Genomic DNA, 23,895 nt, shown 5'->3' with positions numbered 1-23,895 from the left:
CTTCATCACCACCCTTAAGTATCCTAAAGTGCAGCTACGGCTAAAAGCTCATTATTGTTTTTTTGAACATAATAAGGCTGTTTCCCCATACTCTTCTTTATGGGGTTCTAGGCCGGAACCCCAGAAATTTCCGGGCAGTTTTTAGCCATGATTCCAAGGGAAACCCCTCAGTTGCAAGATAAAAGTGTCTTAACTCAGTCGTCATTAGAAACGCAGGGACATGATTATAGATCCATTGTTCCAAATCCATTTGATATTAATGGATCAAAATCTTGTGGATGGGATAATAAATAGTTTAGTGTACTAATCATACTATTAAGTTTGAAAAAGGAGATGGCGAACTATTTTTTTCTACCGCTTCTTCAGCAGCCGAAGGTTCTACCTCCTCATGTCTAACATTGTCTAAAGCTTTTCGAAATCGTTGAGTTAAATCCTGAGCGGATTCTAACTTAGTCCCTTTTTGTGTTTCATGCACAGGCACATCAACCCCATCAGTATTTTGTGCCTGCACTTCATGAGCAGGCTGATGGCCTGACAATTTTGAAATAGCAGCAAAAAATGAAGAGTGTTCACGAGATTCTGGTAAAGACTGTTCAAATAAGAATTTCGGATCGCTATGGATAAAATGAATGGTCACTTGATCTCCCTTAATGCTTATTTTGAAATCTTGATTCTTTTCAGGTAAAAAGTCAGTATCTGAGATTCGTACAAGTTTTATTTCACGGTCAAATTCTTTGCATATTAAAGCGCCATCTTTGCTGTATATTTCTCGCTTTTCGCTGAAGGGGTTCTTATATACTCCCTCAAATGTTTCCAATGATGGGGTGAATTCTTTCTCTTCATGCGTGGATTGATGTGCTAAATTAAACCATTCCAAACGCAGTTGTTTGGATTTGTCATTAGGCGATGACACAATCGCTTCTGCAAAGCAACTTCTAGCCCTTTCAACACTTTCAACATCGCCTTGATCTTCGGCGAGCATCCCCTCAATCGTTTCTTTCCATCCAGGCTCATCACTTTGAGTATAATGAGGCATGTGTTTAAATAGCTCTTGTATGTCACCAATAGGCGCTAAATCAGGAGAACTCAATATTTGGGTTGCAATACTCATCCCATGTTCAGAATTTGTAAAAAATGCTGCCCCTTTTTTATCTGTAACATTGATTGCAATAAAAGATCGCGTATTGAGGTTTTCACCATATTGATATGCGATTACCTTATCTGCATTTTTATATAAATGCCAACCTAACCCACATGTTTTCGTGATGCTGTAAGTCCTTGTTGGCTCAAACACAAGTTTCGCACTTAAATCCTTGATTTCTGCTTGTGTAGATTCGTCTATTGCACGTTTTAAGTCATCAAACTCTGTTTGGTTGAAAGGAACACGCTTATAATTCTTATCTGTTGCACTCTTGAGGTATTTTTGGGTGTTATCATCGTTTCTTAGACGATGGAGTTCTTCTGGTGTCAAACCTGAAAGCGCTAAACTCGTTTCAAATTCAAATGCTTGTTGGAAGGTGGGATCGTCCATATTCTTTAACCAGGCGGTCATGAATTTTGAAAAATCATCGGCACTTGTAAGTAGTGTACCGGCGGCATTAAGATGAGGGGTATGACCTGCTTTTGATGTCATCGCCAAGATATCGCTTTTGAATGAAAGATTATTAAGTTTAGTTGCCAAGTTTGTTAAATCAATCTCTGGAGGAATGGACGCTGGTTCACTCATTCCTTTTACATAGTACTCACGGGGATTTTCAGATAAATAAATTTTACCGTTTTCAGATTGGCTGAGAGTTGACAATGATGACATCAATTCAAGACCATACCTAAGGTTAGGGATACTCTCGTAGATTGATGTTGGTTTTCCTAGCTCAGTATGAACTGATACAATATTGGTGTCGCTATCTGGTTGTGGCAGAAACGTAGAGCGATCCATTTTTAGAGGATCAAAAACATATTCTTTAGCCAGAGTCTCTAAATTTTTACCCATTTTGGTCTCGATGACTTTTTGTAAGTAAAGAATAGCTTCACCTGAATAGGAATATCCCTTGCCCAGTTCTGAATCATCAGCAAACGATAGTGGAGAAGATAAATCAGACCCTGCTCCAAAATTTGGCAAGCCTGTGGTGTGTGACAATACCTGTCGCGCTGTTAATTGTGTGGCTTTTTCAGGATATTCACCATTTACCTTGAATCTTTCATATTCCTGACCTTCTTGTTGCAGAATAGAAAGTAATGGCTCATCCAAATCGATTTGATTATCTTTGACCAGCTGTAACACCAAATAAGTAAATACAATTTTACTCAGTGAAGAGGCTGGAAATTGGGTATCATTATCTACTCCATTCATGCCAGCATCGGTGGCCTTTTTGCCAATAGCAAGTGAAGTGCTTACAAATTCATGTTCACTTCCTTCTTTGGGTTCAACATAAGAATAACTTACGCCTGGGATATGAGCAGGCTCAGCTATTTTTTGTAGCGTAGATACGGATGGTTTGGGCATATTATTGAAATTGATCTAAAGATAGATTAATTATAGAACAAACCTCCGTACAGGAGTATGGGGTCTGGCTGAACCTCAGGAATTTACGGACAATTTTTAGTCATTCCAGAAGCCTTTGAAACGAGTTGCAGCCATTTCTGTATATCGTACCGTATTCTGAATGTTTTTATGTCCCAAGTAATGGGGTTCTAGGCAGGAACCCCTTTATGCCATTCAAAAAACCACTCATCAACATCAAGCACCGTTTTGATTTCATCGCAGAACGAAAAGCAGGTAGTTCAAAAACAGTTTCTGCACGGGCATTAATCAGGCTTCCTATTTTTTTTCTATTATTTGCCCAAGAAGGAATAAGACCCCAATGTAATGCAACACAATGAATGTTTTGTGGTTCAATGGCCACAAGACACACTACCACCATCTCTTCCACAGCTTGCTACGGCATACCCCCGTTTCTGTAATTTAACCCAAATTTTTATTAACACAAATATATATGCAATATCTATAAACTTAATACTTGTCGCAAGCCATCATCAAGAGAATTTAAATCTTTATCAGAAAGTGCACCTACAAAACCCTTTAATCTACTTTTATCAACGGTTCGAATTTGATCACAAACAGCAGTTACCTGTTTATTAAGACAAGAAACTAATATAGTTATTGGAGGCCTAGCTTTTGCTGAGGTGGAAAGAGGCACAACAACTACAGTATGACGCGCCTGATTTATTGGCGTTGCACCTACTAGCACGCATGGACGTTGTTTATTGATTTCTGACCCAGTAGTCGGATTAAGATCTATCCAATAAATATCACCACGATTCATCAGATAATCCATCTTGGATAGTTACATCCCACTCTTTCATCTCTTGATTCAACTCGGTATCTTGCTCAACAGCGGCGGCACACTCATAAAGTGCTTTTTCCCGCTTTTCAATTTCCCTTTCTATTAATTGAACAATAACTTTACTGCGTTGCTTTTGTGGTATAGAAGCTCGCATTCGAGAAGCAATTTTATCAGGCATTGAAATAAGAACTTTACTCATAATATCCTCCAACTATATACAATATAGTATATCCTATATCTTATATCAATTAAAAGCGAAAAATAAACGGTCGTTTTATGAGACCGTCCCATCAATCACTAGGGTGTACGCAATTTATTGAGAAGAAAACTTAATTAAATATGCTGTAAATTTTTAGCTCACCATATGGCATCTAATGCAGGCAAATCACTTAAGTCAAACCTTACATAAACTAAAGTATCAGTAACTTCGCCGGTAACAGGTTTTACACGATTTGATTTCATAATCGATTCAAGTTGATACCCTAAACGCTCTGGAATTTTCTTACTCTGCTCATTATCAATATCACAGGTAATAGTTATCCATTTTACATTTAACACTTTAAAAGCATATTGGGTGATGACATTTGTTGCTTCTGTTATTAATCCCTGGCCCATATATTTTTTACGAACCCAATACCCAGTTTCTACACAAGGAACATCCCAATCTATATTATGAAAACCAGTTGCTCCAATAAAATCATTAGTTTTTTTGTCTAAAATTAATAACATTAATTCAGGGTCTTCTTTCTTCTTAAACAACCAATTTGTAGCCTCTCTCCTTACAATTTCTTCAGAATCATTCAAAGATGGTTTTTCATTTGCCCATAACATAAACTTATTTAGTAAATCGAAACTCTCTAGAACTGCGGAATTTAACATTGCTCCATCCCTGCTTTAGGAGGTCGCAATATAAGCCTTGGAGTCTCAATTGGTACTGGCAAATCAATTATATGGGGTTAACATTTTTCATATCAAAGTCCTGCGTTTTTAGAATAGAAACTTCTACTTAACTCATCAATACACAATTGCATTTTATAGTGAGGTACTGGATGCCATGAAGGCCTAGTGTGTACGTCCAGCGTGTTTTGTGACAACATTTTAGATCAAAATATTCCCATAAAATCTAGTATTTTACTAATTAGTCAATCCCATTACCATTTAAATACCTAGAGGTTTTTATTGTCATATTAAAAAATAGGCAATCTGTATGATTAAATAATTTTAAACTTTAATAATGGCAACTATTTCATCGTAAAAGGAACTAAGTTGTCACAAAACACGCTACTAGGATTTAATCAAGAAGGATCACCAAATATCCTCTCTTTAGCTTTTAATAGTTGTCTTTCGGATAAGATCGTCATAGACGAATAATGAGTTACGTCATAATGCTTGATAAAGAAGTGGAAAAGTTCTTGATGCCGTTAAAGGAAGATTAATAAAGCCATAACAAATGTACTTGTCTTTGTGGACTAAATAGTAAGATATCATGCATTAATTATCTATAATAATTAGCGTTCGTTGGGTCATTGCTAATGGTGTTAATGCCCATGTCTGTGGGGATGATGGGATGATAGCCACCAAATCGCTTCTTAACTGGCATGTCACTTTTTGAGTCCTCCTTAGAAATGGAGGAACTGCAGGAAAACAATAAAAAGGATAAACAAATAAAAAACAGCCCTATTAATTTTTTTACTACAGCAAAATGTTTCATACTTATTTCCCTTTTTAAGTTTATTATTGGATATTAAGAATATGGTCTATTTGATTGTGGCATTTAAAATACTTTTAGCCAAACCATAATGCCTGAAATTGAAAGATTAATCATAAACAATGGTATAATTTCCAAGCTCATATTTACCATCATGACCATTAATATGAACACGTTTTTAGCGTGTAAATTGTTTCAGTTTGCCCCCTGTTATCCAATCCATTCTCGATTGAAATAGATTAACTAATTCTAATTGAGCACTAAGTCCTTATTTAACAAACAGTGCTATATTATAAAAATGATTTATAAAATGAGGTGGGTTGTTTTTATATTGATTCAGCCATCACTTTATTTCATTGCAAGGAGCATTGACATGCCAAAGCAGAGACTTTTCAAAGCAGTTATTGTGTTAAGCGCGATACTTCTGTTGGCCTCTTGTGCCCCATCAACAACGACCAATAATTCACACGGTGTTTCTCATACTTATGAAGGACACAACACGGGAGGAAAAGGTTGGCATTAATATTAAGCAGGTATGCCTTTTGCTTTTCATACCCAGCTCATGTAGTGCTATGATAGGATGTTCAGTCCAAACAATTCATTGAAAAAATAATAAGGAGATTTCATTATGTTAAAACGGAATGTATTCATTTTATTGACCGCTTGCAGTTTGGTGGCCACGCCACTCTTTGCAGAAGAAATGTCTTCTGGTTCTCAAATGAATAACATGGGAATGCAAAGCACTAATCAGCAGTCAACCCAGCTCCAAGAAGAAATGAAACAAATGCAAGAAGCACTAAAACAAATGCAACAGATGCATGATAAGCTTATGAATGCGAAAACAACAGAAGAAAAGACATCCTTGATGCAAACACAAATGCCCATGATGGAGGAAGGCATGCACACGATGCAAAAAGGCATGAAGATGATGAAAAATATGCACGATGACACAGCAAAACAACCCGAAACGATGGAACAGCGTATGAAAATGATGCAAATGATGATGCAAATGATGCAGATGATGATGGACAGTAAAATGATGGGATGCCCCATGATGAAAAACCAATAAATTCTGCAAGAGGATTATCCATAGGATAGTTGAGTCAAATTACTGGGGCTCTTATTGACATGTCTTAAGAGTCCTATCATTAAGTTTAAGAAGGTCAGTAATCCATTAAGATTTGCCCATTCAGAAAAGACCTACGGCATCGACCCCTTTTACAGGGCACCTTGGGGTATCATTTCACCTAATAACTCACGTGTAGACCGATTAATTAGTCCTTCAATCCTTCAATATGGCCTTGCTTTTTAGACTGCCATCTTGGATAGGACGATTCGCATTTTGCTATCTGTTTTCAAACTCTGTTATATTAAAGTTCCGTAAAGTGATGTAAAAATAGAAAGAACAGGATGACACCTAATTCATGGGACAAGAATAAAACTGGAAGATAATGGATAAAAACACGGCTGTTGCTCAAAGTCATGGAACACCAATCGGCAGGATAATTGAAATCAATGGCCCTGTTGTCAAAATACGTTGTGATATTTTACCTTCTTTGCATCAATCTCTTAAAACCCACACGAACAGCGATGAATACATTTTAGAAGTGTGTCAGCATCTTGATGAGCATCATGTGAGAGCCATTACGCTCCACCGCGCCTCAGGATTGCAAAGAGGTTTAATAGTTTATGATCAAGGCACGTCATTACAAATTCCCGTTTCAAAAGAGTGCTTGGGCCGCCTTTTAAATATTTTTGGTGAGCCGTTAGATGGTGCCCCGCCACTAGAAACCAATGAATATCGTGATGTTCTGGCCAAACCCGAACCACTTCAAATGACGAGCACTCAAGAAACCATTCTTGAGACAGGAATTAAAGTCATTGATTTACTTTGTCCTTTCGTCAGAGGGTGTAAAACGGGATTGTTTGGTGGCGCAGGAGTTGGAAAAACCGTCCTACTGATGGAATTGATGCATGCCATTATCCAATTACATCAAGGAACCTCTGTCTTTGCTGGGGTGGGGGAACGCATTCGGGAAGGCCATGAATTATGGCATGAGATGAAATCCGCAGGCGTCATGGATAAAACTCTCATGGTGTTTGGTCAAATGGATGAATCGCCAGGGGTGCGTTTTCGCACAGGGTTATCGGCATTAACTTATGCCGAATATTTACGTGATACGCTGGGACATGAGGTTCTTTTTCTTGTGGATAATATTTATCGTTTTGTGCAAGCCGGCAGTGAAATTTCGGGGCTACTCGGCCGAATGCCGGCAAGTGTCGGTTATCAACCCACCTTAATGACTGAGATAGCGGAACTTGAAGAGCGCATGACGTCAACTGCCAAAGGAGCAGTGACTTCGGTACAAGCGGTTTATGTTCCGGCCGATGACATGAGCGATCCGGCTGTGACTGGGATTATTACTCATTTGGATTCCATTATAGTACTCTCTCGCTCGCAAGCAAGCAAAGGCATTTATCCTGCCGTGGATCCCTTAGCTTCCAAGAGTCAATTTATGGATAAAATCATACTTGGAGAACGACATTATTCGATTGCTCAAGCCGTACGAGAACATCTGGAACGTTATCAAGAGTTAGAAGACATCATTTCCATGATGGGAATTGATGAGCTTTCTCCTAAAGACCGTGCTATCGTGTTAAGAGCACGCAAACTGCAACGCTACCTTAGCCAGCCCTTTCATGTCACAAAGCTTCAAACAGGCATTGAAGGGACGTCGGTTTCATTAGAGCACACATTAACCGATTGTGAATCGCTCCTAAGAGGCGATTACGATGAATTTTCAGAAGAAGAGTGTTACATGATAGGGGCTATGAATAAAGGGAGATAACGACGGACATGGAGCTTTTTACCATCCATCTTAAGAGTGCCACACACTATGAAACAATGGATAAAGTGGTGAGTTTTGTTGGCGAAGACCACTCTGGGCAATTCGGGATTTTAGCTCATCATGGCCGAATGATGACGTGCTTAAAATTCGGCTTGGCCTGGTTTCGTTATGAAAATGATGAGACGGAATATCTGGCCTTACCAGGAGCTGTGGTTTATTTCATTGAAAATCAATTGCATATCGCAACAAGACATTATGTACGCCATAAAGAGTACCAAGCCATACAAAGGGCCATAGAGGAAGAGTTACATTGGGAAGAAGACAACCTATTACGTACTAAAGAAAGCGTACATCGTTTGGATGAAGAAATGTTAAAGCGGTTTTGGGAATTAAAACGGCAGAACACCTATGGAATTTAAAAATTCGAAAAAGGAACTGGAACAACAAGTGAAACGGAATGTCCGCAAAATGAATAAAGCCAAAAAGGAGAAATCGACTTTATTAGCCCAAACGGTTTACCTTGGTACTTTAGGCTTTGTTTTTGTTTTACCCATCATCGCAGGAGCCTATCTCGGGGTTTGGCTCGATGAAAAAATAAAAGGGTATTCCATTAGTTGGACCATCAATTTAATCATCGTCGGGGTGATTATTGGCGCCATTAACGTGTATCTTTTAATTAAGGATTAACCGTGGGAGAAGAAGGATTTTTAGCGTATTTTGCCTTTTCAATCGGGTGGCTGCACATCACACAAAGCGTCTTGACCACGTGGTTCATTATGATGGCTTTATTTCTTTTAGCATGGAGCTCCACTCGCAAAAGCACGCTATTACAACCAAGCACGTACCAAGTCATTTGGGAGGGCATTTTGAGCACCATGCAGGATGCGATGAACGAAGTATTGCCTGACCACGTTGAGCTGATATTTCCATTTGTAGCCACCTTGTGGATTTTTATCCTGGTTTCCAATTTAATCGGTGTGATTCCGGGATTTTATTCACCAACGGCTGATTTATCGGTGACGGCATCAATTGCGATGATGACTTTTTTATCGGTACACTGGTTTGGAATTCGTATAGAAGGATGGCGAAACTATTTGAAGCATTATATTAAGCCAACTCCTTTTTTGTTGCCTTTTCATTTAATCAGCGAAATATCTCGAACGTTAGCATTGGCCGTCCGCTTGTTTGGTAATATCATGAGCTTGCAGTTAACTGCCCTCATTGTCCTCATGATTGCCGGATTTTTAGCTCCTATTCCAATACTCATTTTACATATTATTGAAGCCATCATCCAAGCTTATATTTTTGGTATGCTGGCTTTAATTTACATTGCTGGGGGTATTCAAGCCCATGAGCTTAAAAGCCAAGGAGAATCGTTATGAATGACATGAGTTGGTTTAGTTTGGCGTCAACCGTTATTGCAGCAATAGCCATTGCCATAGGTACCATAGGGCCAGCCCTGGCCATGGGGCGTGCGATTAGTCACGCTCTGGATGCGTTGGCAAGGCAACCTGAAGCCGAAAAATCCATCACCAGAACCTTATTTATTGGTTTGGCCATGATCGAATCGTTAGCCATTTATTGTTTGGTGATTGTTTTGATTATTCTCTTTAGAAATCCATTATTGTCTTATTTGGTAACGCAACAGGGATAAAGCCAATGGAACTCTCTTGGACCACTTTTTCATTAGAACTCATTAATTTTCTTATTCTTATTTGGATTTTAAAACGCTTTCTTTATGCGCCCATACAAAAAACCCTATTAGAACGAAAAAAAAGAGTGCAAGAACAATTAGAAAATGCTGAAGCACTTCACAAGGAAGCAAAACAATTGCAAACAACCTATGAAAATCGTCTTACCGATTGGCAACAAGAGAAAGCGACCCTACAAAACGAGTGGCACGAGGCGATAGAACAATGGAAATCGGAAGAAAGGCTCCATTTTGAAAAACAATTGCGTCAAGAAAAAGAGCAGATTTTTTCCCATGAAATGCAACGAGCCTCAGCCCTCATTGAAAACAATGCCAAGGAAGCGTTCCTTTTGGCTGGGAAATTTGCTGAAAAATTGTTAATCCCTTTTGCGGATGCACATCTTGAAGAGAAAATCATTGAAAAAACCATCGAGGAGCTCCATCATTTCCCAGTGGAACAATGGCAATGGCTAAATACTGTACCTGAGGAAGAAACCGTTTCGATACAAACGGCCTACCCCATCAAAGAACACCAAAAGCAGAATCTGTTACACGTCATTGAACAATTGGTGCCAAAGAAACTCACAGTGTGCTTTACAGAAAATCCAAAGCTTCTCGCAGGAGTAACCCTTCAAATGGGTCCCATGTGCTTGCAAGCCAATCTTCGTGATGAATTAAAATTCTTTACAGAGACAAAAAATGAACTGGCCTAACACCTCTTCTTTTCTTGAGAAGCAACGACAACGTCTTGAGAGCTATCAATTTCAAATCAAGGCATCCGAACAGGGACAGGTGGTTTCTGTCGGAGATGGCATTATCTGGATTAAGGGCTTGCCTTCTGCCACCATTGATGAAATTCTTATTTCAGAGGATGAGTGCTGTATCGCTATGGTGTTCCATCTCACGGAAGACCTGGTTGGCGCTGTTATGTTGGTACAAACCAAAAAATTAAAAGCAGGCACCTCTATTTTTCCTCTGAAGCGAGCATTGAGTATTCCTGTAGGCGATAAATTGCTTGGACGAGTGATTGATCCTCTAGGCAATCCATTAGATGGCGGTGAGATTCCTCCCTATGAGGAACAAGGGTTGCTCGATAGGTTGTCACCACCTATTCTTCACCGCGACTTTGTGAATCAGCCATTGTACACAGGCAATAAGATTATTGATAATTTAATCCCCATTGGAAAAGGACAAAGGGAGTTACTTATCGGGGATAATGGGCTTGGTAAAAGCGCTCTGGCCATTGACATGGTGATGAATCAAAATGATAAAAAAGTGTATTGTGTCTATGTGTTGATTGGCCAAAAGCGTTCCACAGTGAGCACTACGATTCAATTATTAAAAAAAAACAACGCCTTGGACTATACGACTGTTGTGGTGGCCCAAGCGACGGCTTTACCAGGATTACTTTATCTGGCTCCTTTTGCAGGGTGTGCCATTGCCGAACACTGGATGAAAAAAGGTTTCGATACGCTGGTGGTCTATGATGATTTGAGTGCTCATGCCAATAGTTATCGTGAACTGTCTCTTCTACTGCGTAGACCTCCTGGACGTGAAGCGTTTCCTGCGGACATTTTTTATCTGCATTCCCGTTTATTAGAGCGCTCAACCTGCCTTTCCCCTGAAATGGGCGGCGGCAGTATGACAGCGCTTCCTATTATCGAAACCAAAGAAGGTGAAATGGCCACTTATATTCCTACGAATCTCATCTCAATCACCGATGGGCAAATCTTTTTTGATGAATCATTATTCTCTTCTGGATTTCTTCCAGCCATTGATATCACCAAATCAGTCTCACGCATCGGTGGTAAAGCTCAGCATCCGCAAATTAAAAAAGAAGCCGGTCGAATGAAACTCGATTACATGCAATTTCTTGATTTGGAAATGTTCACTCGCTTTGGGGCGAAACTGGATGCCAAAATGCAAAAGCAAATTCAAAAAGGGCGAATTTTAAGAGAAATTCTGAAACAAGAGCGATGTTCACCACTACCTATTGAATTTCAACTCGCATGGCTTATTGCCTACAACGAGGGTTTCTTTGACGAATTGAATTTAGAAGACATCCCCAAAATCCTCAACAAAATAGAGGAAGAAATAAAACAGAGCAATTTCTCATTGGGAAGCCCGCGAGAACAATGGAAAAAGGCTGTCAAAGAGTGGCTAATGGCATAGAACGGACTTCTTATCCATTCCAAAATAATCAGTATCATTGACCACTGGGATGGGATTATGACTAAGCGAACGAAACTAAAAGAACATGTTCATACCCTAGAAGAAATTGGCAACATCATGACGGCCATGAAAAATCTTTCTTTAATTGAAATAGGCAAAATCACCCAATTTCTTGCCATGCAGGACCAAGTCATTAAAACCATTCGTGAGGTGAGCAGTGATTTTTTAAGTTTCTATCCCATGCCCCCCATGAATCAACAAGGGCATCAGCTGTTGGTTTCTATTGTTATTGGCTCAGAACGAGGCTTTTGTGGTCCTTTTAATGATAATGTGCTTCATCAGTTAGAAGCTCGCAAAGAGCAACATTCTGAATTGGAACCAGCGCTCGTTCTTGTGGGGCATAAACTGGCATTAAAAATGGCTAATGATTCTCGTGTCTTAGCAACAATAGATGGACCCAATGCCATTGAAGAAATCCCAGGCGTGATTGCAAACGTGTTAGAAGCATTAGAAAAAGCCTTATTACAAAGAAATAAGACATGGCATTCTTGGCAATGGAATATTCTTTGCAATGAGGAAGAGCAAAATCAAATTCAAGTAAAAACCTGGCAGCCCTTTAAAGAATTTGATACAAGACCTGCGCATCATTTTTCTGTGCCACCCGTTTTGAATTTATCCAAAGACCAGTTTTTCGCTGACTTGGTGGAGCATTATTTACTGGCCATGTGTTATTCGATTTTTTACCAATCGTTTTTTGCGGAGAATCATCAAAGAATGTTTCATTTAAACCAGGCATTAGATCGCTTAGAAAATAAAAAAAATGCATTAAACAATCGTCTCAATTTACTGCGCCAAGAAGAAATTACTGAAGAAATTCAGAATATTTTGCAAAGTGCGGAAGTGATTATTGGTCATGAGCTCACTTAGAAATACGAGGCAAACAGTCACACCACCTCTTTATGAGTTCTTTTTCTTATACGGCATACAAACGACTATTAATTTCGACTGCCCTGGTTTCGATTCTCCACGGCATAAGGCTTTATATTGTTCTTGTCCCGAAATCGCAATGAGTTCAAGAGCAATTTGATATTGATCATCATAACCCATGATGAAATGTTGCTTTTCATCAGTGAGCACTGAGGAATGCCCTCTTGGATAGCCATAATAATAGATTTTGATTATTAATGTGGCTTTTTTAAGAGGAGTATTTTTTATAGGAGAGGCTTTTGAGTACTCCACCGAAAACACGACATTTCGATATTGTGCTAACGAAACAGTCGTCAATAAACTTAAGACCACGCACCCTATGAAAACTATCCATTGCCTTCCCATTGGCAATTCCTCCATCCTGGCGTCATCATGTTCTCTGCTGTGGCTGAATTGGCACTTAACCGATTGAACTCAATAGGGTTATCAAAGCGTGTGTCTTCTCTTCATTCTTTAAGATTCGCAGAGGACATCTCTTAAAAAAGCGTCTATTATAGAATAGACAAAACCTCAAAAAAGAGCAAATAACGTACTGATTGGACTGAGTTTCTAATCAATGGAATGAATTACTCCAGAATTCATAGTCATACCCTTTTGAGTTATTGGAAATTTGTTACAGAATATGGGATAAACTAATAGAAGACAGGAAAACAAATAATCTCAGCTTAAAATACAGAAGGGTCTTTTAGTGAATAAGAAAAATACTTGTGCGGACTGCTCCACTTAAGCCATTTCATGAATCGACCTTTTAAGTGAGCTTTTGGAGGGAAAGGATGCTGTTTCAATACATTAAAAAGTTTACCCGACTTCGAGGGTTTCAAACATTATCCGTTGCGTTCCTGTTGGCAGTGGCTTCTGTTTCCTTTGCTCAACCCACAACAGACGAGCATGCCGCACATCATCCTGGAGGAAAGGAGAAAGAAGGCGAGGGAATGAGCGGCATGATGAAAAACATAGGGACTCCCTCTAAGGAACTTTACCCCTCTTTAATGAATTTACCCACATTATCCCCCGAAAAACGCCTTGAAATTCAACAAAAGGCACATCAGCGCATCACATCAGGCATTGCGCTCATGAAAGGTGGGCTTAGCGAGCTTTTGTCCGCATCCAACAATAACGATTACGCTAAAATGCAGAAGGCCTTGGAAAAATTACGGGAAGGAATTGCGCAATACGAGAGTGCCCTGGCCACACTTCGTGCACTGACGGAAGGAAAAAATACTCGCTACATCGCCTTGCAGTGGTTTAAACGCGAAATGAATCTTCTTCCAAGCGTCCCTCAAGCTGAGAACATCTTAGGTGGTCCTTTTTTTCATTTAACGATTATTGGCCTATTTGGTCTGTTTTTTTTGGTCATGATTTGGATGTATTTTTTCAAAATGAGAAGAGCTGCTGCTTTGCTTGACCATTTAGTAAATCAACCTTCGATTTCGTCTTCGGAGGTATCCCCTCAATCTTCAAAAACACCTGTGCCAACTCCTTCAGTAGAGCCCATGAAGTCCTCTAAAGTTTCTGAGGCACCATCAGAAACCACCCCAACTGCTCCTCCTACCTGCCCCGTTCATAAATGTCCAGTTCCACAATTTCCAGTCATGCGATCGCTCACCGAACCGGAAGAGAAATGGGAAGGAAAACTTCGTGTTTGTCGTATCTTTCAAGAAGCACCAGGAATAAAAACGTATCATTTGGCGTCACTACATGAGGTGGCGTTGCCATTTACCTATTATCCTGGTCAGTTCATTACGCTTACTGCGGTGATTGATGGTAAAACGGTCAGGCGCAGTTACACCATGGCATCCACCCCAACCCAATTGCATTATTGTGCCATTACCGTCAAGCGAGAAGAACAAGGCTTGTTTTCTCGTTATTTGCATGACGAAATTAAGGAAGGGGATTTACTGGAGGTAATGGGACCTAATGGTAAATTTACTTTTACTGGTGAAGAAGCACAAAGCATTGTACTGATTTGTGGAGGGGTTGGTATTACTCCGATGATGGGTATCATCCGCTACCTCACCGATATTGGATGGCACAATGACATTTATTTGCTTTACTGTTGCCGCACTACAGATGAGTTTATCTTTCGCGAAGAATTAGAGCAACTTCAAGAAAGATACTTAAATCTCCATGTGTATGCGTCGATGCTGCGTTCAGAGGGAGCCGTTTGGATGGGGTTACAAGGCTTATTTACCAAGAACATCATCAGCCATCTTGTCCCTGATATTGCCTCTCATCGCATCCATGTTTGTGGTCCTCCTGCGATGATGAAAGCCATCCTTGGTATCTTAAAAGAGCTTAACGTACCCGCTGATTTGATTTTAACGGAAGCGTTTGGACCAGAAAAGAAACCAGAAATTGTACAAGAAGATTTCATCAAAGCAGATACCCGTGCGATGGTTTCATTTAGGAAATCTGAAAAAACAGTTCCGATTTTGCCAGACCGTACGCTTCTTGAAATCGCTGAAGCCAATGGTGTTACTATTGATAATGCGTGTCGAACCGGTCAATGCGGGTTATGTAAAGTGACCTTGTTGTCAGGAGAGGTGACCATGGCTTGTGATGATGCTCTTTCAAAGGAAGACAAGCAACAGGGGCTTATTTTAGCCTGTCAGGCCAAGGCGACTCAAAATATTGAGGTGGATGCTTAATGAATACGCAAGGACGTATGATGGTTTTGGGCTTAATATTGTTAATGCTTGTCACGTGGCTAGGCTTTGCCGTCCATACATCCCCTCGTTTTGCCGGGAGTTTTTGGGGTGGTGTGTTTGGCGTGAGTGGCTCGATATTGATGCTGATTCCGCTCCTCTATCTCTTTGTTAAGCGCATTTCATTTTTGAAAAATTGGGTAACGCAGTATGTGTCCATGAATACCCTATTGTCATGGCATATTTACACAGGCATCATCGGCTCTATTTTAGTCTTGATTCATACAGGGCATAAATTCAATAGCGCGCTGGGTATAGCCCTTACTGCAATGACACTCATTGTCACGCTTAGTGGTTTTATTGGCCGTTATCTCATGGGCTTTATGACTCATGAAATCGATGAAAAAAAGACAATCCTGATGGGATTACAAAAGCAATACCAAGTCGTGGCTCAAGAATTACAATCGAGTGCACACTCCAATCAAAACATCGGGAAATTTTATCTTATGAAAGCTCGCTTTCTTTCCTGGTTGCTGGAAGACAGTGTACTTAATGGTCATTTAATCAAATCAGCAGAGGTCCGTGCTTTGTGCTTAGCGGATGCCATCTCTGAGCTGGAGTACGCCATCCGTTTTCATGAGCACTTCAAACGCCTGTTTCAAAAATGGTTAACGTGTCACATTATTACAGCACTGATATTGTATGTTCTGCTGGGTCTGCACGTGTGGTCTGGAATTTATTTTGGATTAAGGTGGTTTCGATGAAGCTGAGCTGGGCTACACTACTTGCCCTGACCCTAATCGCGGCACTGTCTTTTGTCGCCTATTACCGGTCTTATCATGGAGAGGAGGTAAGCAGTTTGACTCACTTGGCCGAGTGGCAAAGAATGGCAAGCCCTGGAGAACTTTCCAAGGCCCACGCTTTCTTAAGTCACAACTGCAATGCGTGCCATACTCCAGTCAAAGGGGTTGAAGCGGTGAATTGTATCGTCTGCCATGCCAACAATGAGTCTCTATTAAAACGCCAGCCGACTTCATTTCATGCCAACATAGGCCGTTGTGTCGAGTGTCATACAGAACATCAGGGTAAAAACGCACGCCTGACTCAGATGGATCATAATGCTTTGGTTTCGTTAGGATTGCAGCAACTCCATTCTTTTTCAAATGCAAATGATGAGGAAGAACAGTTGATTATTAATCAGGTTACACTCTTTTTAGAACAGAATGAATCCAATAGGCCAACACTACTGGTCAACCCCCATTTATCACCTCAAGAACAGACTTTACGCTGTGCCTCTTGTCATCAAAACAAGGACACGCACTTTAAGTTATTTGGTGACGATTGTTCTGCTTGTCATGAAACGGCTCATTGGAGCATCCCTGAATTCAGACACCCATCCCCGCGCTCCATGGATTGTGCTCAATGCCATCAAGCACCACCCAGTCACTATATGGAACATTTTAATATGATTTCAAAAAAAGTGGCTCATGAGCATGAAGCCCGTGTAGATCAATGTTTCCTTTGCCATCAAACCACTTCCTGGACTGATATTAAGGGCGTTGGATTTTATAAGCATCATTGAGGAAAGGTTTAGACAATGGAAAATTATAAAGTACCGTAACAATTTGTTATGGCACTTACCAAGACTAGGGTGACTGTTTCTGTATTGGCATTTGATGTGACATCAACATAGACATACCAGCAGGTGTTTGAATATATCCTTTATACCAATACACAGTGGCATAATAACCACTACAGATCATGCCCAAAATCGCAAAGATCACGACCAACCAACCAAAGACTTTTGCCAGCGACATGCCACGTCCTTCGTTACGTGAAGCCCATGCTATCAAAACAATACCCAGTGCTATTGCGATGAGAGACAACATCTGAGCTATATGGAATAGGAATGCCTCACCTGACATCGTTGGCATCTGGAAATAACCTGCATACCAGTATTTAATAGCGTAATAAGTACTGCATAATTCCCCTAAAATCCCGCTAATGACAATCAGCCATCCAAATACTTTGGTTAATCCAATACTTTTCCCTTCATTACGTAATGCCCAGACGACCAACATGATTCCAAGCGCAATTGCGATAAGGCCGAGCATCTCGGCACTATGAAACATAAACATCATGGCGTACCTCCTTTGCTCTCTTGTTGTTTGCTAAAACGAGGTATAAACCCAGGAGTAACCGCAGCATAGCGTTTATATTCCTCACCAAATTCCGCCAACGCATCTTTTTCTTCTCTACGTGCAAGACGAACATACATATAAACTAATATAGGAAACATCACCAAGGTTATCAAAGTCGGCCATTGTAATAAAAAACCAACCATGACTAAGATAAAACCATCATACTGAGGATGACGCATTTTGGCGTAAAGTCCTGTTGTGGCCAGTTGATGGTTCTTTTGAGCGCGATAAAGAGTACCCCAGGCCGAGGCAATCACCCAAAGACCACCAATAATAAAGACAAAACTTAAGATATGAAAGACATCAAAATGGGGATCTCCTTTCAAGCCAAGGAGGGTATGGAGTAAATGACCGCTATCATGACCATATAAATCGACTCCAGGATAATATTTAGAAAGCCATCCAGACAGTAAATAAATGGTTAAAGGAAAACCATACATTTCAGTAAAATAGGCAACCACGAAAGCAGAAAAAGCCCCAAAAGCGCGCCAATCTCTCTTTGCCTTAAACGTGGTGGTAAAACTGTAAGCAAATAAAATAAAAATCGCCGAATTGACAATGACCAACAGCCAGAAACCATAGGCATAAGAAGTATGTTCCATTTTCGATTAATCCTTATTCTCAGAAGAATTGTTGTCTTCGTTATCCGATTTATGGTGATGATCCTCTCTATGCCCACCATGTCCTCCATGCATAAACAGATGCATGAGTGGACAGAGTAAGACTAACAGCAAAAAAGGCGAAGCCCCAAGAAAACTCGCAATGTGAGCACCATGCTCTACAATCAAGAAATAGCCAATAATCCCAATAATAATGATGGCAACCATGCCAGAAGGAGAACTCCAAAAGCGCGTCTCTTTTTGTGGCTTTGGTGGCTTGGGGTGATGCTTAGGTTCAGGCGACACGATGTGCACTCCTTTGCTCATTAATTTTTATTAGTATAGTCCATCCTTATAAAAGAGTGCGCCAGTACAGTATGCCTCTCATACTGTTTAAAATTTGAACTAATATCGTGTCTTATCTATACTTAAAAAGATAAGTACTGGTTTTATAGTCGTTTGGAATAACGCAATCACATCCTTTACAAGGAGCGGCACTATGTGGACTTTAAAGACGTTGAAGCTGTTTGTTGCTGTAGCCACTTTGATAGGTTCAACTGCTGTAGCTGCTGCCTTTGATACCTCCGTCAAAAATGATTCGCCATTAGGTTCTATGATATTGGCTTCCAATATACCTCATCCACCTCATTGGAAACCTCATGGTGGACAGGGCCAGTGGCATTGGAATGGACATCAATGGCATTGGATTCAATATCACTACAAGTGGCATCAAAATTGGCACCAACAAAACTGGCATCATGGTGGACAAGGTGGACACGGCTGGCAAGGTGGGCATGGCGGACAAGGTGGCGGACATTAAGAGTGGGGAATTCATTCCCAAATCTTGATGCGTTACTAAGAGTATTAACATTTTGTTAAGAAGATTTTTTGCGCCAAATAGAACCCGTCAGATAAATCAGCCGCCGTGGTAAAGCGTCTTAGATTCTAGTAGCACGATTAGTAGGTCTTTCCCATTTACGAAAACAGCTTTAATCATCCCTAGAGTCCCATAACACGAGCTCTGTAATTTCAAAATTTCAAAAGCCCTAAGCTCTTCGATTAGTCAAATTATTGTAATTAAAACCGATTGTTGTATATAATTCGCACATTTAAGAAACAGGGAAGCGAATAGTTGGGTCGGTTGACCTGAGGTATCCTCAGGTCAACCGACCCAACCTTGCTTTTATCACTTATGGCCAACCCTTGAGCTAATTAAGTGAGACTACGATCTTTGCTTTTACGATAGCGGTATTATGATATGTCAATTTAATGAGGTTAAAATATTATGAGTAAATGGGTTAAAGAAAAAAAAGGGGAATTGCATTTCCCGTCTATGGGTATTACTTATTACAATGAGAACAAAGATGAAGCTATTTCATTTGTTTGGATTTCTCACGCACAACATAATCAGTTTAAAATTGTTATTTCAACACGAAATGAAAATACAGCAACAAAGCTTGCCAAAAAAATACCCTCGCAAATTGCATTATTCACAAATGTCGATAGCGGCTCTTTATCATTCATTGATGAGAAAACAGAAAATTTTCTTGGCCTTTTAAGCACAGAGAAAATTGGATTTAGCGGTCTTGATATGAAGGATATTTATGATGAACTCAATCAATATCTCCAACACATCTGCGTTCAATTACTTGTCGATAGAAAGGTAACGGAAGCTGTATCATTAGTACAAAATATATTACCTTGTTTCACCATAAACCTAATTGAATTAGAGAATACTTTTTTAAAAAAAATGCAAGAAGTGGGTAACGTTCAACCTCTCATTGATTATTATGATTCGTTAGGGTATGGCCAAAAAATTGTTGACTTTCTGACCTATCCCCTCAATTAGTACCAGTTTCTCGATGAGAAAACCAACATTAAGCCACCTGTTGAGCAAAGTCCACTGGTGGAAAATAATTTAATGCACTATGTGGCCTCACATGGTTGTAATGATGCCGCCATTTACCAATTTCAAAACGCGCCTCTTCCAATGTTCTAAACCAATTTTGGTTGAGGCATTCGTTACGGAATTTCCCATTAAGGCTTTCAACGAAACCGTTTTGTGTTGGTTTGCCAGGCTGGATAAAGTTCAACCGTACATTGGTTGATTTAGACCAGAAAAACATAGCCTTAGAGGTAAATTCGGTGCCATTGTCACAGACAATCTGTTCAGGGTAACCGCGCTCTTCACCAAGTTGTTCTAAAAAGCGTGTAACTTGTTGTCCAGAAATAGAGAGTGCAACAAGTTGCCCCAACAGTTCGCGGTTAAAATTGTCAATGACGTTCAATACACGAAAACGACGACCACTCGCCAATTGGTCCGAGACAAAGTCCATCGACCAACGCTTGTTCTTCTGAGTTGGCACATCCATAATCAAGCGAGGACGTTGGAGTTTTTTTCGTGTTTTAGTACGAATCTGCAGACCTTCCTCAAGGTAAATCCGATAGGTGCGCTTCTTGTTCTGAACTAAACCTTCTCTTCGTAACAAGCTATGCAGCAACAAATAGCCATAACGAGGATATTGAACGGCCAACTCTTTCATACGTGCTTTCAACCCATCATCCGAGCGTTTTTTCTTTAGGTAGCGGTACGCCGTGCGACTTAGCCCAACCAGTTTGCAGGCAACTCGCTCACTGAGCTTAAAGTGAGTTACCAAATGCTTTGCAACACGTTTCTTACTGGTGGGCTTTACCACTTTTTTGAAACAACGTCCTTTAGCGCTTCATTCTCCAGTAGCTTTTCTGCAAGAAGTTTTTTCAGCTTCTGGTTCTCTGATTCCAGCTCGCGTAAGCGCTTCGCTTCGTTGACCTCTAAGCCCGCATACTTGCTACGCCAATTATAGAAGCAACCGCTTGTTATCCCCATACTACGACAGATATCACCAACCTTAGCGCCAGCCTCATGCTCTTTGATTGCTTTGATTATCTGCTCTTCGCTGTAACGTCTTTTCATTTTGAGTTCTCCATTGTCACAATTTTAATGGATTTCTCATCTTTGTCATGGGCTTATTTTTGGGGGATAGGTCATTTCTATTAAGAATTGAACCTGTAGATCAGAATCAATCTCGTGAAATAAAACAATCGATACTTTATTATGCAGTAAAGTACAATATTCCCCATCCGTTGAGGTTGTTGTTGGGCAATACAATCAATTTATCTGATCCGAATTCATTCAGTAATTATTTCAGTGCACATGAAAAAGGAGACGTATGGGAAATAATAAATTTATCGATGAATCAATTAAAATCTGAGAATGAGCAACTCAAACAGACGGTCGCTCAGTTGCAGCTAGAAAACAATGAATTGAAAAAATCACTAGAACAGGAAAAATGTAACACATCCGCTAAGACGATGACGGCGAGTGTGCAGCAACTCACCCTATTTGCTCCTACCCCTAAAGAAATTGTCTTACATGGTAAAACAATTGGTGAAGGTATGGAGACAAGTGACAAGTGTAGCAGCCCTCATTAGAATGAAGATTAGATTTCATTATGTAGCCTGGGTTTGGATACATTGTAGGTTCGAGTGCAGCCCAACACTATGGAGGTCCTCGCGCTCCATTGTTGGGCTTCGCAGGCTCAGCGCCAACCTACATTTGATCTACCCCCAAGTTCCAAAACCCTCAGTAGTCACTGCCAGTTTAATCAAACCTTATCCTCGAAGGATCGTAAAATAAAGTTTATTGTTGAAGCCGAACCTTTAGTAATGGAAGAGGTTTTATATCGAATTATTCCCTTAATAGGTGCCGATAGGCCTTTTCAAGAGCCTGAGTAACAATAGCTTTAGCGATTAATTATCCAATGGAATTTTATTCGCACCGTTCTCTATTGTCAAAACTCATGTGGAAAATTTGCGTATTTGAGTACGACACTGTTATACATCGTAGGACAATTGTAGTGGTTTCCTGCGATAAAATTGATAATAATATCAAAAAGTTAATTATTGACTAGGTGATTGAAAATCCTCGTGTCGGTGGTTCGATTCCGCCTCTGGCCACCATGTTAATCAAAGGCTTACATGGTGGCCCAAATTCGATAAAATCTCATGTAGACGCAATGTAGACATAAGTTAAGACGTGAGAAAGGACCTTCTATTCTTTGAGAAGAGTAAGCCTAATATCCCAATCAACAAGCCCGCTCATTGAGAAGTGATAATGTGCCTCATCACTGGTATAGTAATCACATCATTTATATATGCTATCCGCCTTTAGCTACTAAAAATGGGATAATGAGTCCCAGTGAGAAGCAACATGAGACTCAAGCAGGATAATTCTCCTTATAGGCTTAGCCTTAAATTTGAAAAATATCCGCGAGTTCCTTGGGCCGTAACTGCTTTGTCGTATCGACTTAAGGCATGAATGTAAGCTGCTTGCCGCATGTCTGTTTGATGTTGTTCCATCAGCTGCCAAATATTCTTGAATTCACGGGATATAATCGTCTGTAATTCTTCTTGAACTTTTTCCATACTCCAATAATAACCTGATTTATTTTGCACCCACTCAAAATAGCTTACGATTACCCCACCGGTATTGGCTAATATATCGGGTACAATTAATAGTCCCTTTTTCTGCAATAGTGCATCGGCCTCTAAGGTTATTGGACCATTTGCAATTTCAATGATTATAGGAGCCTTAATTCTAGCTGCATTTTCTTGGGTAATTTGATTTTGTGCAGCAGCTGGGATAAGTAAGTCGACCTCGAGTTCCAATAATTCTTCATTCGTGATTGTGGCTTCCTTCGCAAGGTCACAAATAGATTTTTTGCAATAGATAGACTGCACTTCTTTAGAGTTGCTTTTTATTTCAATCATGCGCGGTATATCGATGCCTTTGGGATTATAAATGCCTCCTTTCGAATCACTTATCGCAACAATTTTATAGCCATTGTCGTAAAGCAGCTTAGCGATACTTTGTCCCGCATTACCAAATCCTTGAACAGCAACTCGTAACTCAGAAGACTTCCATTTTTTCTTTTGTTCAAGAATTTTAATGCAATAGTAGGCACCTAGACCGGTCGCACCCTCACGCCCAAAGCTCCCTCCCAAAGGAATAGGCTTGCCTGTGATTACCGCTGGACTATTTTTCCGAACAATGGTGGCATACTCATCCATCATCCAGCCCATGATCATCTCATTGGTATACATATCAGGGGCTGGAATGTCTTTGTCTGGCCCAATAAAATCCGCGATTAACTCAATGTAGCTTCGGCTTAACCGCTCCAATTCCATGCGGGATAACTGTTTTGGATCAACAATTACCCCGCCTTTTGCGCCACCAAAGGGGATGTCAACGACAGCGCATTTTATTGTCATCCATAATGCAAGCGTTTTCATCTCGTCTAAATCCAATTTCGGATGAAAACGTATGCCGCCTTTCATAGGGCCACGGCTGTCATTATGATGGACTCGATACGCTGGAAAAATTTTTAATTCACCATTATCCATCCGAACCGGGAGAGATACTTCCAGACAGGATTTAGGGTGTTTCAGTTTCTCCAAAGCTTCTAGGTCAATACGACAAAATGAAGCGGCCTTATCAAGCCGTGAAAGAGCATCCAAGTACATACATTCCTCCAATTAGTGCATTCACGAGGTTTCTTCTGAAAAAACCACGAGTACTAACTCTTTGTTATTTGGCCTACTCTGAACTCAAAATAATTTCAAACCAGTGAGCAAGAACGTGGGCTTAAACAGGTGCTTTTA

General features: G+C 40.2%; 27 protein-coding genes. 15 read left to right on the top strand and 12 right to left on the bottom strand.

What is annotated here, in order from left to right:
- Positions 1 to 307 precede the first annotated feature (307 nt).
- The 6 genes from DYE45_RS02880 to DYE45_RS14765 form a co-directional block, all read right to left on the bottom strand.
- Entirely contained in the window at positions 308 to 2,503 is a 2,196-nt protein-coding gene (locus tag DYE45_RS02880) for a serine hydrolase domain-containing protein (protein WP_115300430.1), read from the bottom strand.
- 166 nt (positions 2,504 to 2,669) lie between these two features.
- On the bottom strand, positions 2,670 to 2,921 hold the full coding sequence (locus tag DYE45_RS02870; protein ID WP_115300429.1) for an SOS response-associated peptidase family protein: 252 nt from the start codon (positions 2,919 to 2,921) through the stop codon (positions 2,670 to 2,672).
- An 81-nt stretch (positions 2,922 to 3,002) separates the two neighbouring features.
- Positions 3,003 to 3,323, bottom strand: a complete 321-nt coding sequence (locus DYE45_RS02865) for a type II toxin-antitoxin system PemK/MazF family toxin (RefSeq protein ID WP_115300428.1) — start codon at positions 3,321 to 3,323, stop codon at positions 3,003 to 3,005.
- Complete coding sequence (locus DYE45_RS02860; RefSeq protein ID WP_115300427.1) at positions 3,310 to 3,543, bottom strand: DUF8778 family protein; 234 nt, start codon at positions 3,541 to 3,543, stop codon at positions 3,310 to 3,312. Before DYE45_RS02860 ends, DYE45_RS02865 begins: the two co-directional genes overlap by 14 nt.
- A 158-nt stretch (positions 3,544 to 3,701) precedes the next feature.
- The gene (locus tag DYE45_RS02855) at positions 3,702 to 4,223 is read right to left on the bottom strand and encodes a GNAT family N-acetyltransferase (RefSeq protein ID WP_115300426.1); all 522 of its coding nucleotides are present in this window, start codon (positions 4,221 to 4,223) and stop codon (positions 3,702 to 3,704) included.
- A gap of 616 nt (positions 4,224 to 4,839) precedes the next feature.
- Entirely contained in the window at positions 4,840 to 5,055 is a 216-nt protein-coding gene (locus DYE45_RS14765; RefSeq protein ID WP_165481693.1) for a hypothetical protein, read from the bottom strand.
- A 625-nt stretch (positions 5,056 to 5,680) separates the two neighbouring features.
- On the opposite strand from DYE45_RS14765, the gene DYE45_RS02845 reads away from it, so the two are divergent.
- The 9 genes from DYE45_RS02845 (at position 5,681) to DYE45_RS02805 (ending at position 12,690) form a co-directional block, all read left to right on the top strand.
- Positions 5,681 to 6,121 (top strand): type IV secretion protein Dot, encoded by a 441-nt coding sequence (locus DYE45_RS02845; RefSeq protein ID WP_115300424.1) that lies wholly within the window; start codon positions 5,681 to 5,683, stop codon positions 6,119 to 6,121.
- 382 nt (positions 6,122 to 6,503) lie between these two features.
- Positions 6,504 to 7,901 carry a F0F1 ATP synthase subunit beta gene (atpD, locus tag DYE45_RS02840; RefSeq protein WP_115300423.1) on the top strand — a complete coding sequence of 466 codons (1,398 nt, stop codon included), beginning with the start codon at positions 6,504 to 6,506 and terminating at the stop codon, positions 7,899 to 7,901.
- An 8-nt stretch (positions 7,902 to 7,909) separates the two neighbouring features.
- On the top strand, positions 7,910 to 8,320 hold the full coding sequence (locus DYE45_RS02835; RefSeq protein WP_115300422.1) for a F0F1 ATP synthase subunit delta/epsilon: 411 nt from the start codon (positions 7,910 to 7,912) through the stop codon (positions 8,318 to 8,320).
- Positions 8,310 to 8,588, top strand: coding sequence for an AtpZ/AtpI family protein (locus DYE45_RS02830; protein ID WP_115300421.1), 279 nt, complete (start codon positions 8,310 to 8,312; stop codon positions 8,586 to 8,588). Before DYE45_RS02835 ends, DYE45_RS02830 begins: the two co-directional genes overlap by 11 nt.
- Positions 8,589 to 8,590: 2 nt before the next feature.
- Positions 8,591 to 9,283 (top strand): F0F1 ATP synthase subunit A, encoded by a 693-nt coding sequence (locus DYE45_RS02825; protein ID WP_115300420.1) that lies wholly within the window; start codon positions 8,591 to 8,593, stop codon positions 9,281 to 9,283.
- Complete coding sequence (locus DYE45_RS02820; RefSeq protein ID WP_115300419.1) at positions 9,280 to 9,555, top strand: F0F1 ATP synthase subunit C; 276 nt, start codon at positions 9,280 to 9,282, stop codon at positions 9,553 to 9,555. Before DYE45_RS02825 ends, DYE45_RS02820 begins: the two co-directional genes overlap by 4 nt.
- A gap of 5 nt (positions 9,556 to 9,560) precedes the next feature.
- Positions 9,561 to 10,304: a F0F1 ATP synthase subunit delta gene (locus DYE45_RS02815; protein WP_115300418.1), complete on the top strand. Its 744-nt coding sequence runs from the start codon at positions 9,561 to 9,563 to the stop codon at positions 10,302 to 10,304.
- Complete coding sequence (locus tag DYE45_RS02810) at positions 10,291 to 11,763, top strand: F0F1 ATP synthase subunit alpha (RefSeq protein WP_115300417.1); 1,473 nt, start codon at positions 10,291 to 10,293, stop codon at positions 11,761 to 11,763. The genes DYE45_RS02815 and DYE45_RS02810 overlap by 14 nt, the downstream gene beginning before the upstream one ends.
- Before the next feature lie 57 nt (positions 11,764 to 11,820).
- Positions 11,821 to 12,690 carry a F0F1 ATP synthase subunit gamma gene (locus tag DYE45_RS02805; RefSeq protein ID WP_115300416.1) on the top strand — a complete coding sequence of 290 codons (870 nt, stop codon included), beginning with the start codon at positions 11,821 to 11,823 and terminating at the stop codon, positions 12,688 to 12,690.
- A gap of 30 nt (positions 12,691 to 12,720) precedes the next feature.
- Here DYE45_RS02805 and DYE45_RS02800 read toward each other — a convergent pair whose 3' ends face one another.
- Positions 12,721 to 13,095: a hypothetical protein gene (locus tag DYE45_RS02800; protein ID WP_165481696.1), complete on the bottom strand. Its 375-nt coding sequence runs from the start codon at positions 13,093 to 13,095 to the stop codon at positions 12,721 to 12,723.
- A gap of 428 nt (positions 13,096 to 13,523) precedes the next feature.
- Between DYE45_RS02800 and DYE45_RS02790 the strand changes: the two genes are divergently transcribed.
- From DYE45_RS02790 to DYE45_RS02780, 3 genes are read left to right on the top strand one after another with little or no spacing between them, the layout of a single operon-like run.
- A complete protein-coding gene (locus tag DYE45_RS02790; RefSeq protein ID WP_115300414.1) occupies positions 13,524 to 15,398 on the top strand; it encodes a 2Fe-2S iron-sulfur cluster-binding protein in 1,875 nt (624 codons plus the stop codon).
- Positions 15,398 to 16,159 carry a hypothetical protein gene (locus DYE45_RS02785; protein ID WP_115300413.1) on the top strand — a complete coding sequence of 254 codons (762 nt, stop codon included), beginning with the start codon at positions 15,398 to 15,400 and terminating at the stop codon, positions 16,157 to 16,159. Before DYE45_RS02790 ends, DYE45_RS02785 begins: the two co-directional genes overlap by 1 nt.
- On the top strand, positions 16,156 to 16,977 hold the full coding sequence (locus DYE45_RS02780; RefSeq protein ID WP_165481695.1) for a cytochrome c3 family protein: 822 nt from the start codon (positions 16,156 to 16,158) through the stop codon (positions 16,975 to 16,977). The genes DYE45_RS02785 and DYE45_RS02780 overlap by 4 nt, the downstream gene beginning before the upstream one ends.
- Positions 16,978 to 17,041: 64 nt before the next feature.
- Here the strand turns inward: DYE45_RS02780 and DYE45_RS02775 are convergent, their stop codons facing one another.
- Genes DYE45_RS02775 through DYE45_RS02765 form a run of 3 tightly spaced genes read right to left on the bottom strand, consistent with a single transcriptional unit; the run spans position 17,042 to position 18,501 of the window.
- Positions 17,042 to 17,536 (bottom strand): hypothetical protein, encoded by a 495-nt coding sequence (locus DYE45_RS02775; RefSeq protein WP_165481694.1) that lies wholly within the window; start codon positions 17,534 to 17,536, stop codon positions 17,042 to 17,044.
- The gene (locus tag DYE45_RS02770) at positions 17,533 to 18,198 is read right to left on the bottom strand and encodes a methyltransferase family protein (protein WP_115300411.1); all 666 of its coding nucleotides are present in this window, start codon (positions 18,196 to 18,198) and stop codon (positions 17,533 to 17,535) included. The genes DYE45_RS02775 and DYE45_RS02770 overlap by 4 nt, the downstream gene beginning before the upstream one ends.
- 6 nt (positions 18,199 to 18,204) lie before the next feature.
- Positions 18,205 to 18,501 (bottom strand): DUF2933 domain-containing protein, encoded by a 297-nt coding sequence (locus tag DYE45_RS02765; protein ID WP_115301058.1) that lies wholly within the window; start codon positions 18,499 to 18,501, stop codon positions 18,205 to 18,207.
- A gap of 193 nt (positions 18,502 to 18,694) precedes the next feature.
- Here DYE45_RS02765 and DYE45_RS02760 point away from each other — a divergent pair, with 193 nt between their 5' ends.
- Together DYE45_RS02760 and DYE45_RS02755 are read left to right on the top strand one after the other, a co-directional pair.
- Positions 18,695 to 19,015: a VrrB gene (locus DYE45_RS02760; RefSeq protein WP_115300410.1), complete on the top strand. Its 321-nt coding sequence runs from the start codon at positions 18,695 to 18,697 to the stop codon at positions 19,013 to 19,015.
- Between the two features lie 465 nt (positions 19,016 to 19,480).
- On the top strand, positions 19,481 to 20,044 hold the full coding sequence (locus tag DYE45_RS02755) for a hypothetical protein (protein WP_115300409.1): 564 nt from the start codon (positions 19,481 to 19,483) through the stop codon (positions 20,042 to 20,044).
- Between the two features lie 28 nt (positions 20,045 to 20,072).
- Here the strand turns inward: DYE45_RS02755 and DYE45_RS02750 are convergent.
- Positions 20,073 to 21,148, bottom strand: a protein-coding gene (locus DYE45_RS02750; protein ID WP_115300371.1) for an IS3 family transposase whose coding sequence is annotated in 2 segments (ribosomal slippage) — positions 20,073 to 20,899 and positions 20,899 to 21,148 — 1,077 coding nt in all. Because the reading frame shifts where the segments join, the coding sequence is not laid out codon by codon here.
- Positions 21,149 to 21,195: 47 nt separating this feature from the next.
- Here DYE45_RS02750 and DYE45_RS02745 point away from each other — a divergent pair.
- Positions 21,196 to 21,666, top strand: coding sequence for a coiled-coil domain-containing protein (locus tag DYE45_RS02745; RefSeq protein WP_115300408.1), 471 nt, complete (start codon positions 21,196 to 21,198; stop codon positions 21,664 to 21,666).
- Between the two features lie 804 nt (positions 21,667 to 22,470).
- Here DYE45_RS02745 and DYE45_RS02735 read toward each other — a convergent pair.
- Positions 22,471 to 23,757: a Glu/Leu/Phe/Val family dehydrogenase gene (locus DYE45_RS02735; RefSeq protein WP_115300407.1), complete on the bottom strand. Its 1,287-nt coding sequence runs from the start codon at positions 23,755 to 23,757 to the stop codon at positions 22,471 to 22,473.
- Positions 23,758 to 23,895: the final 138 nt, after the last annotated feature.

Origin of the sequence: Legionella taurinensis (assembly GCF_900452865.1) — a bacterium.
Lineage (GTDB): Bacteria > Pseudomonadota > Gammaproteobacteria > Legionellales > Legionellaceae > Legionella_C > Legionella_C taurinensis.
The sequence above is the reverse complement of the archived record's forward strand: the minus strand, read 5'-3'. Positions and strand labels throughout refer to the sequence as shown.

Bases quoted from the DNA above. Each gene is read 5' to 3' on its own strand.
- DYE45_RS02880 (WP_115300430.1), bottom strand. From the start codon at position 2,503: ATGCCCAAACCATCCGTATCTACGCTACAAAAAATAGCTGAGCCTGCT.
- DYE45_RS02870 (WP_115300429.1), bottom strand. From the start codon at position 2,921: ATGGTGGTAGTGTGTCTTGTGGCCATTGAACCACAAAACATTCATTGT.
- DYE45_RS02865 (WP_115300428.1), bottom strand. From the start codon at position 3,323: ATGAATCGTGGTGATATTTATTGGATAGATCTTAATCCGACTACTGGG.
- DYE45_RS02860 (WP_115300427.1), bottom strand. From the start codon at position 3,543: ATGAGTAAAGTTCTTATTTCAATGCCTGATAAAATTGCTTCTCGAATG.
- DYE45_RS02855 (WP_115300426.1), bottom strand. From the start codon at position 4,223: ATGTTAAATTCCGCAGTTCTAGAGAGTTTCGATTTACTAAATAAGTTT.
- DYE45_RS14765 (WP_165481693.1), bottom strand. From the start codon at position 5,055: ATGAAACATTTTGCTGTAGTAAAAAAATTAATAGGGCTGTTTTTTATT.
- DYE45_RS02845 (WP_115300424.1), top strand. From the start codon at position 5,681: ATGTTAAAACGGAATGTATTCATTTTATTGACCGCTTGCAGTTTGGTG.
- atpD (WP_115300423.1), top strand. From the start codon at position 6,504: ATGGATAAAAACACGGCTGTTGCTCAAAGTCATGGAACACCAATCGGC.
- DYE45_RS02835 (WP_115300422.1), top strand. From the start codon at position 7,910: ATGGAGCTTTTTACCATCCATCTTAAGAGTGCCACACACTATGAAACA.
- DYE45_RS02830 (WP_115300421.1), top strand. From the start codon at position 8,310: ATGGAATTTAAAAATTCGAAAAAGGAACTGGAACAACAAGTGAAACGG.
- DYE45_RS02820 (WP_115300419.1), top strand. From the start codon at position 9,280: ATGAATGACATGAGTTGGTTTAGTTTGGCGTCAACCGTTATTGCAGCA.
- DYE45_RS02815 (WP_115300418.1), top strand. From the start codon at position 9,561: ATGGAACTCTCTTGGACCACTTTTTCATTAGAACTCATTAATTTTCTT.
- DYE45_RS02810 (WP_115300417.1), top strand. From the start codon at position 10,291: ATGAACTGGCCTAACACCTCTTCTTTTCTTGAGAAGCAACGACAACGT.
- DYE45_RS02805 (WP_115300416.1), top strand. From the start codon at position 11,821: ATGACTAAGCGAACGAAACTAAAAGAACATGTTCATACCCTAGAAGAA.
- DYE45_RS02800 (WP_165481696.1), bottom strand. From the start codon at position 13,095: ATGGGAAGGCAATGGATAGTTTTCATAGGGTGCGTGGTCTTAAGTTTA.
- DYE45_RS02790 (WP_115300414.1), top strand. From the start codon at position 13,524: ATGCTGTTTCAATACATTAAAAAGTTTACCCGACTTCGAGGGTTTCAA.
- DYE45_RS02785 (WP_115300413.1), top strand. From the start codon at position 15,398: ATGAATACGCAAGGACGTATGATGGTTTTGGGCTTAATATTGTTAATG.
- DYE45_RS02780 (WP_165481695.1), top strand. From the start codon at position 16,156: ATGAAGCTGAGCTGGGCTACACTACTTGCCCTGACCCTAATCGCGGCA.
- DYE45_RS02775 (WP_165481694.1), bottom strand. From the start codon at position 17,536: ATGATGTTTATGTTTCATAGTGCCGAGATGCTCGGCCTTATCGCAATT.
- DYE45_RS02770 (WP_115300411.1), bottom strand. From the start codon at position 18,198: ATGGAACATACTTCTTATGCCTATGGTTTCTGGCTGTTGGTCATTGTC.
- DYE45_RS02760 (WP_115300410.1), top strand. From the start codon at position 18,695: ATGTGGACTTTAAAGACGTTGAAGCTGTTTGTTGCTGTAGCCACTTTG.
- DYE45_RS02755 (WP_115300409.1), top strand. From the start codon at position 19,481: ATGAGTAAATGGGTTAAAGAAAAAAAAGGGGAATTGCATTTCCCGTCT.
- DYE45_RS02745 (WP_115300408.1), top strand. From the start codon at position 21,196: ATGGGCTTATTTTTGGGGGATAGGTCATTTCTATTAAGAATTGAACCT.
- DYE45_RS02735 (WP_115300407.1), bottom strand. From the start codon at position 23,757: ATGTACTTGGATGCTCTTTCACGGCTTGATAAGGCCGCTTCATTTTGT.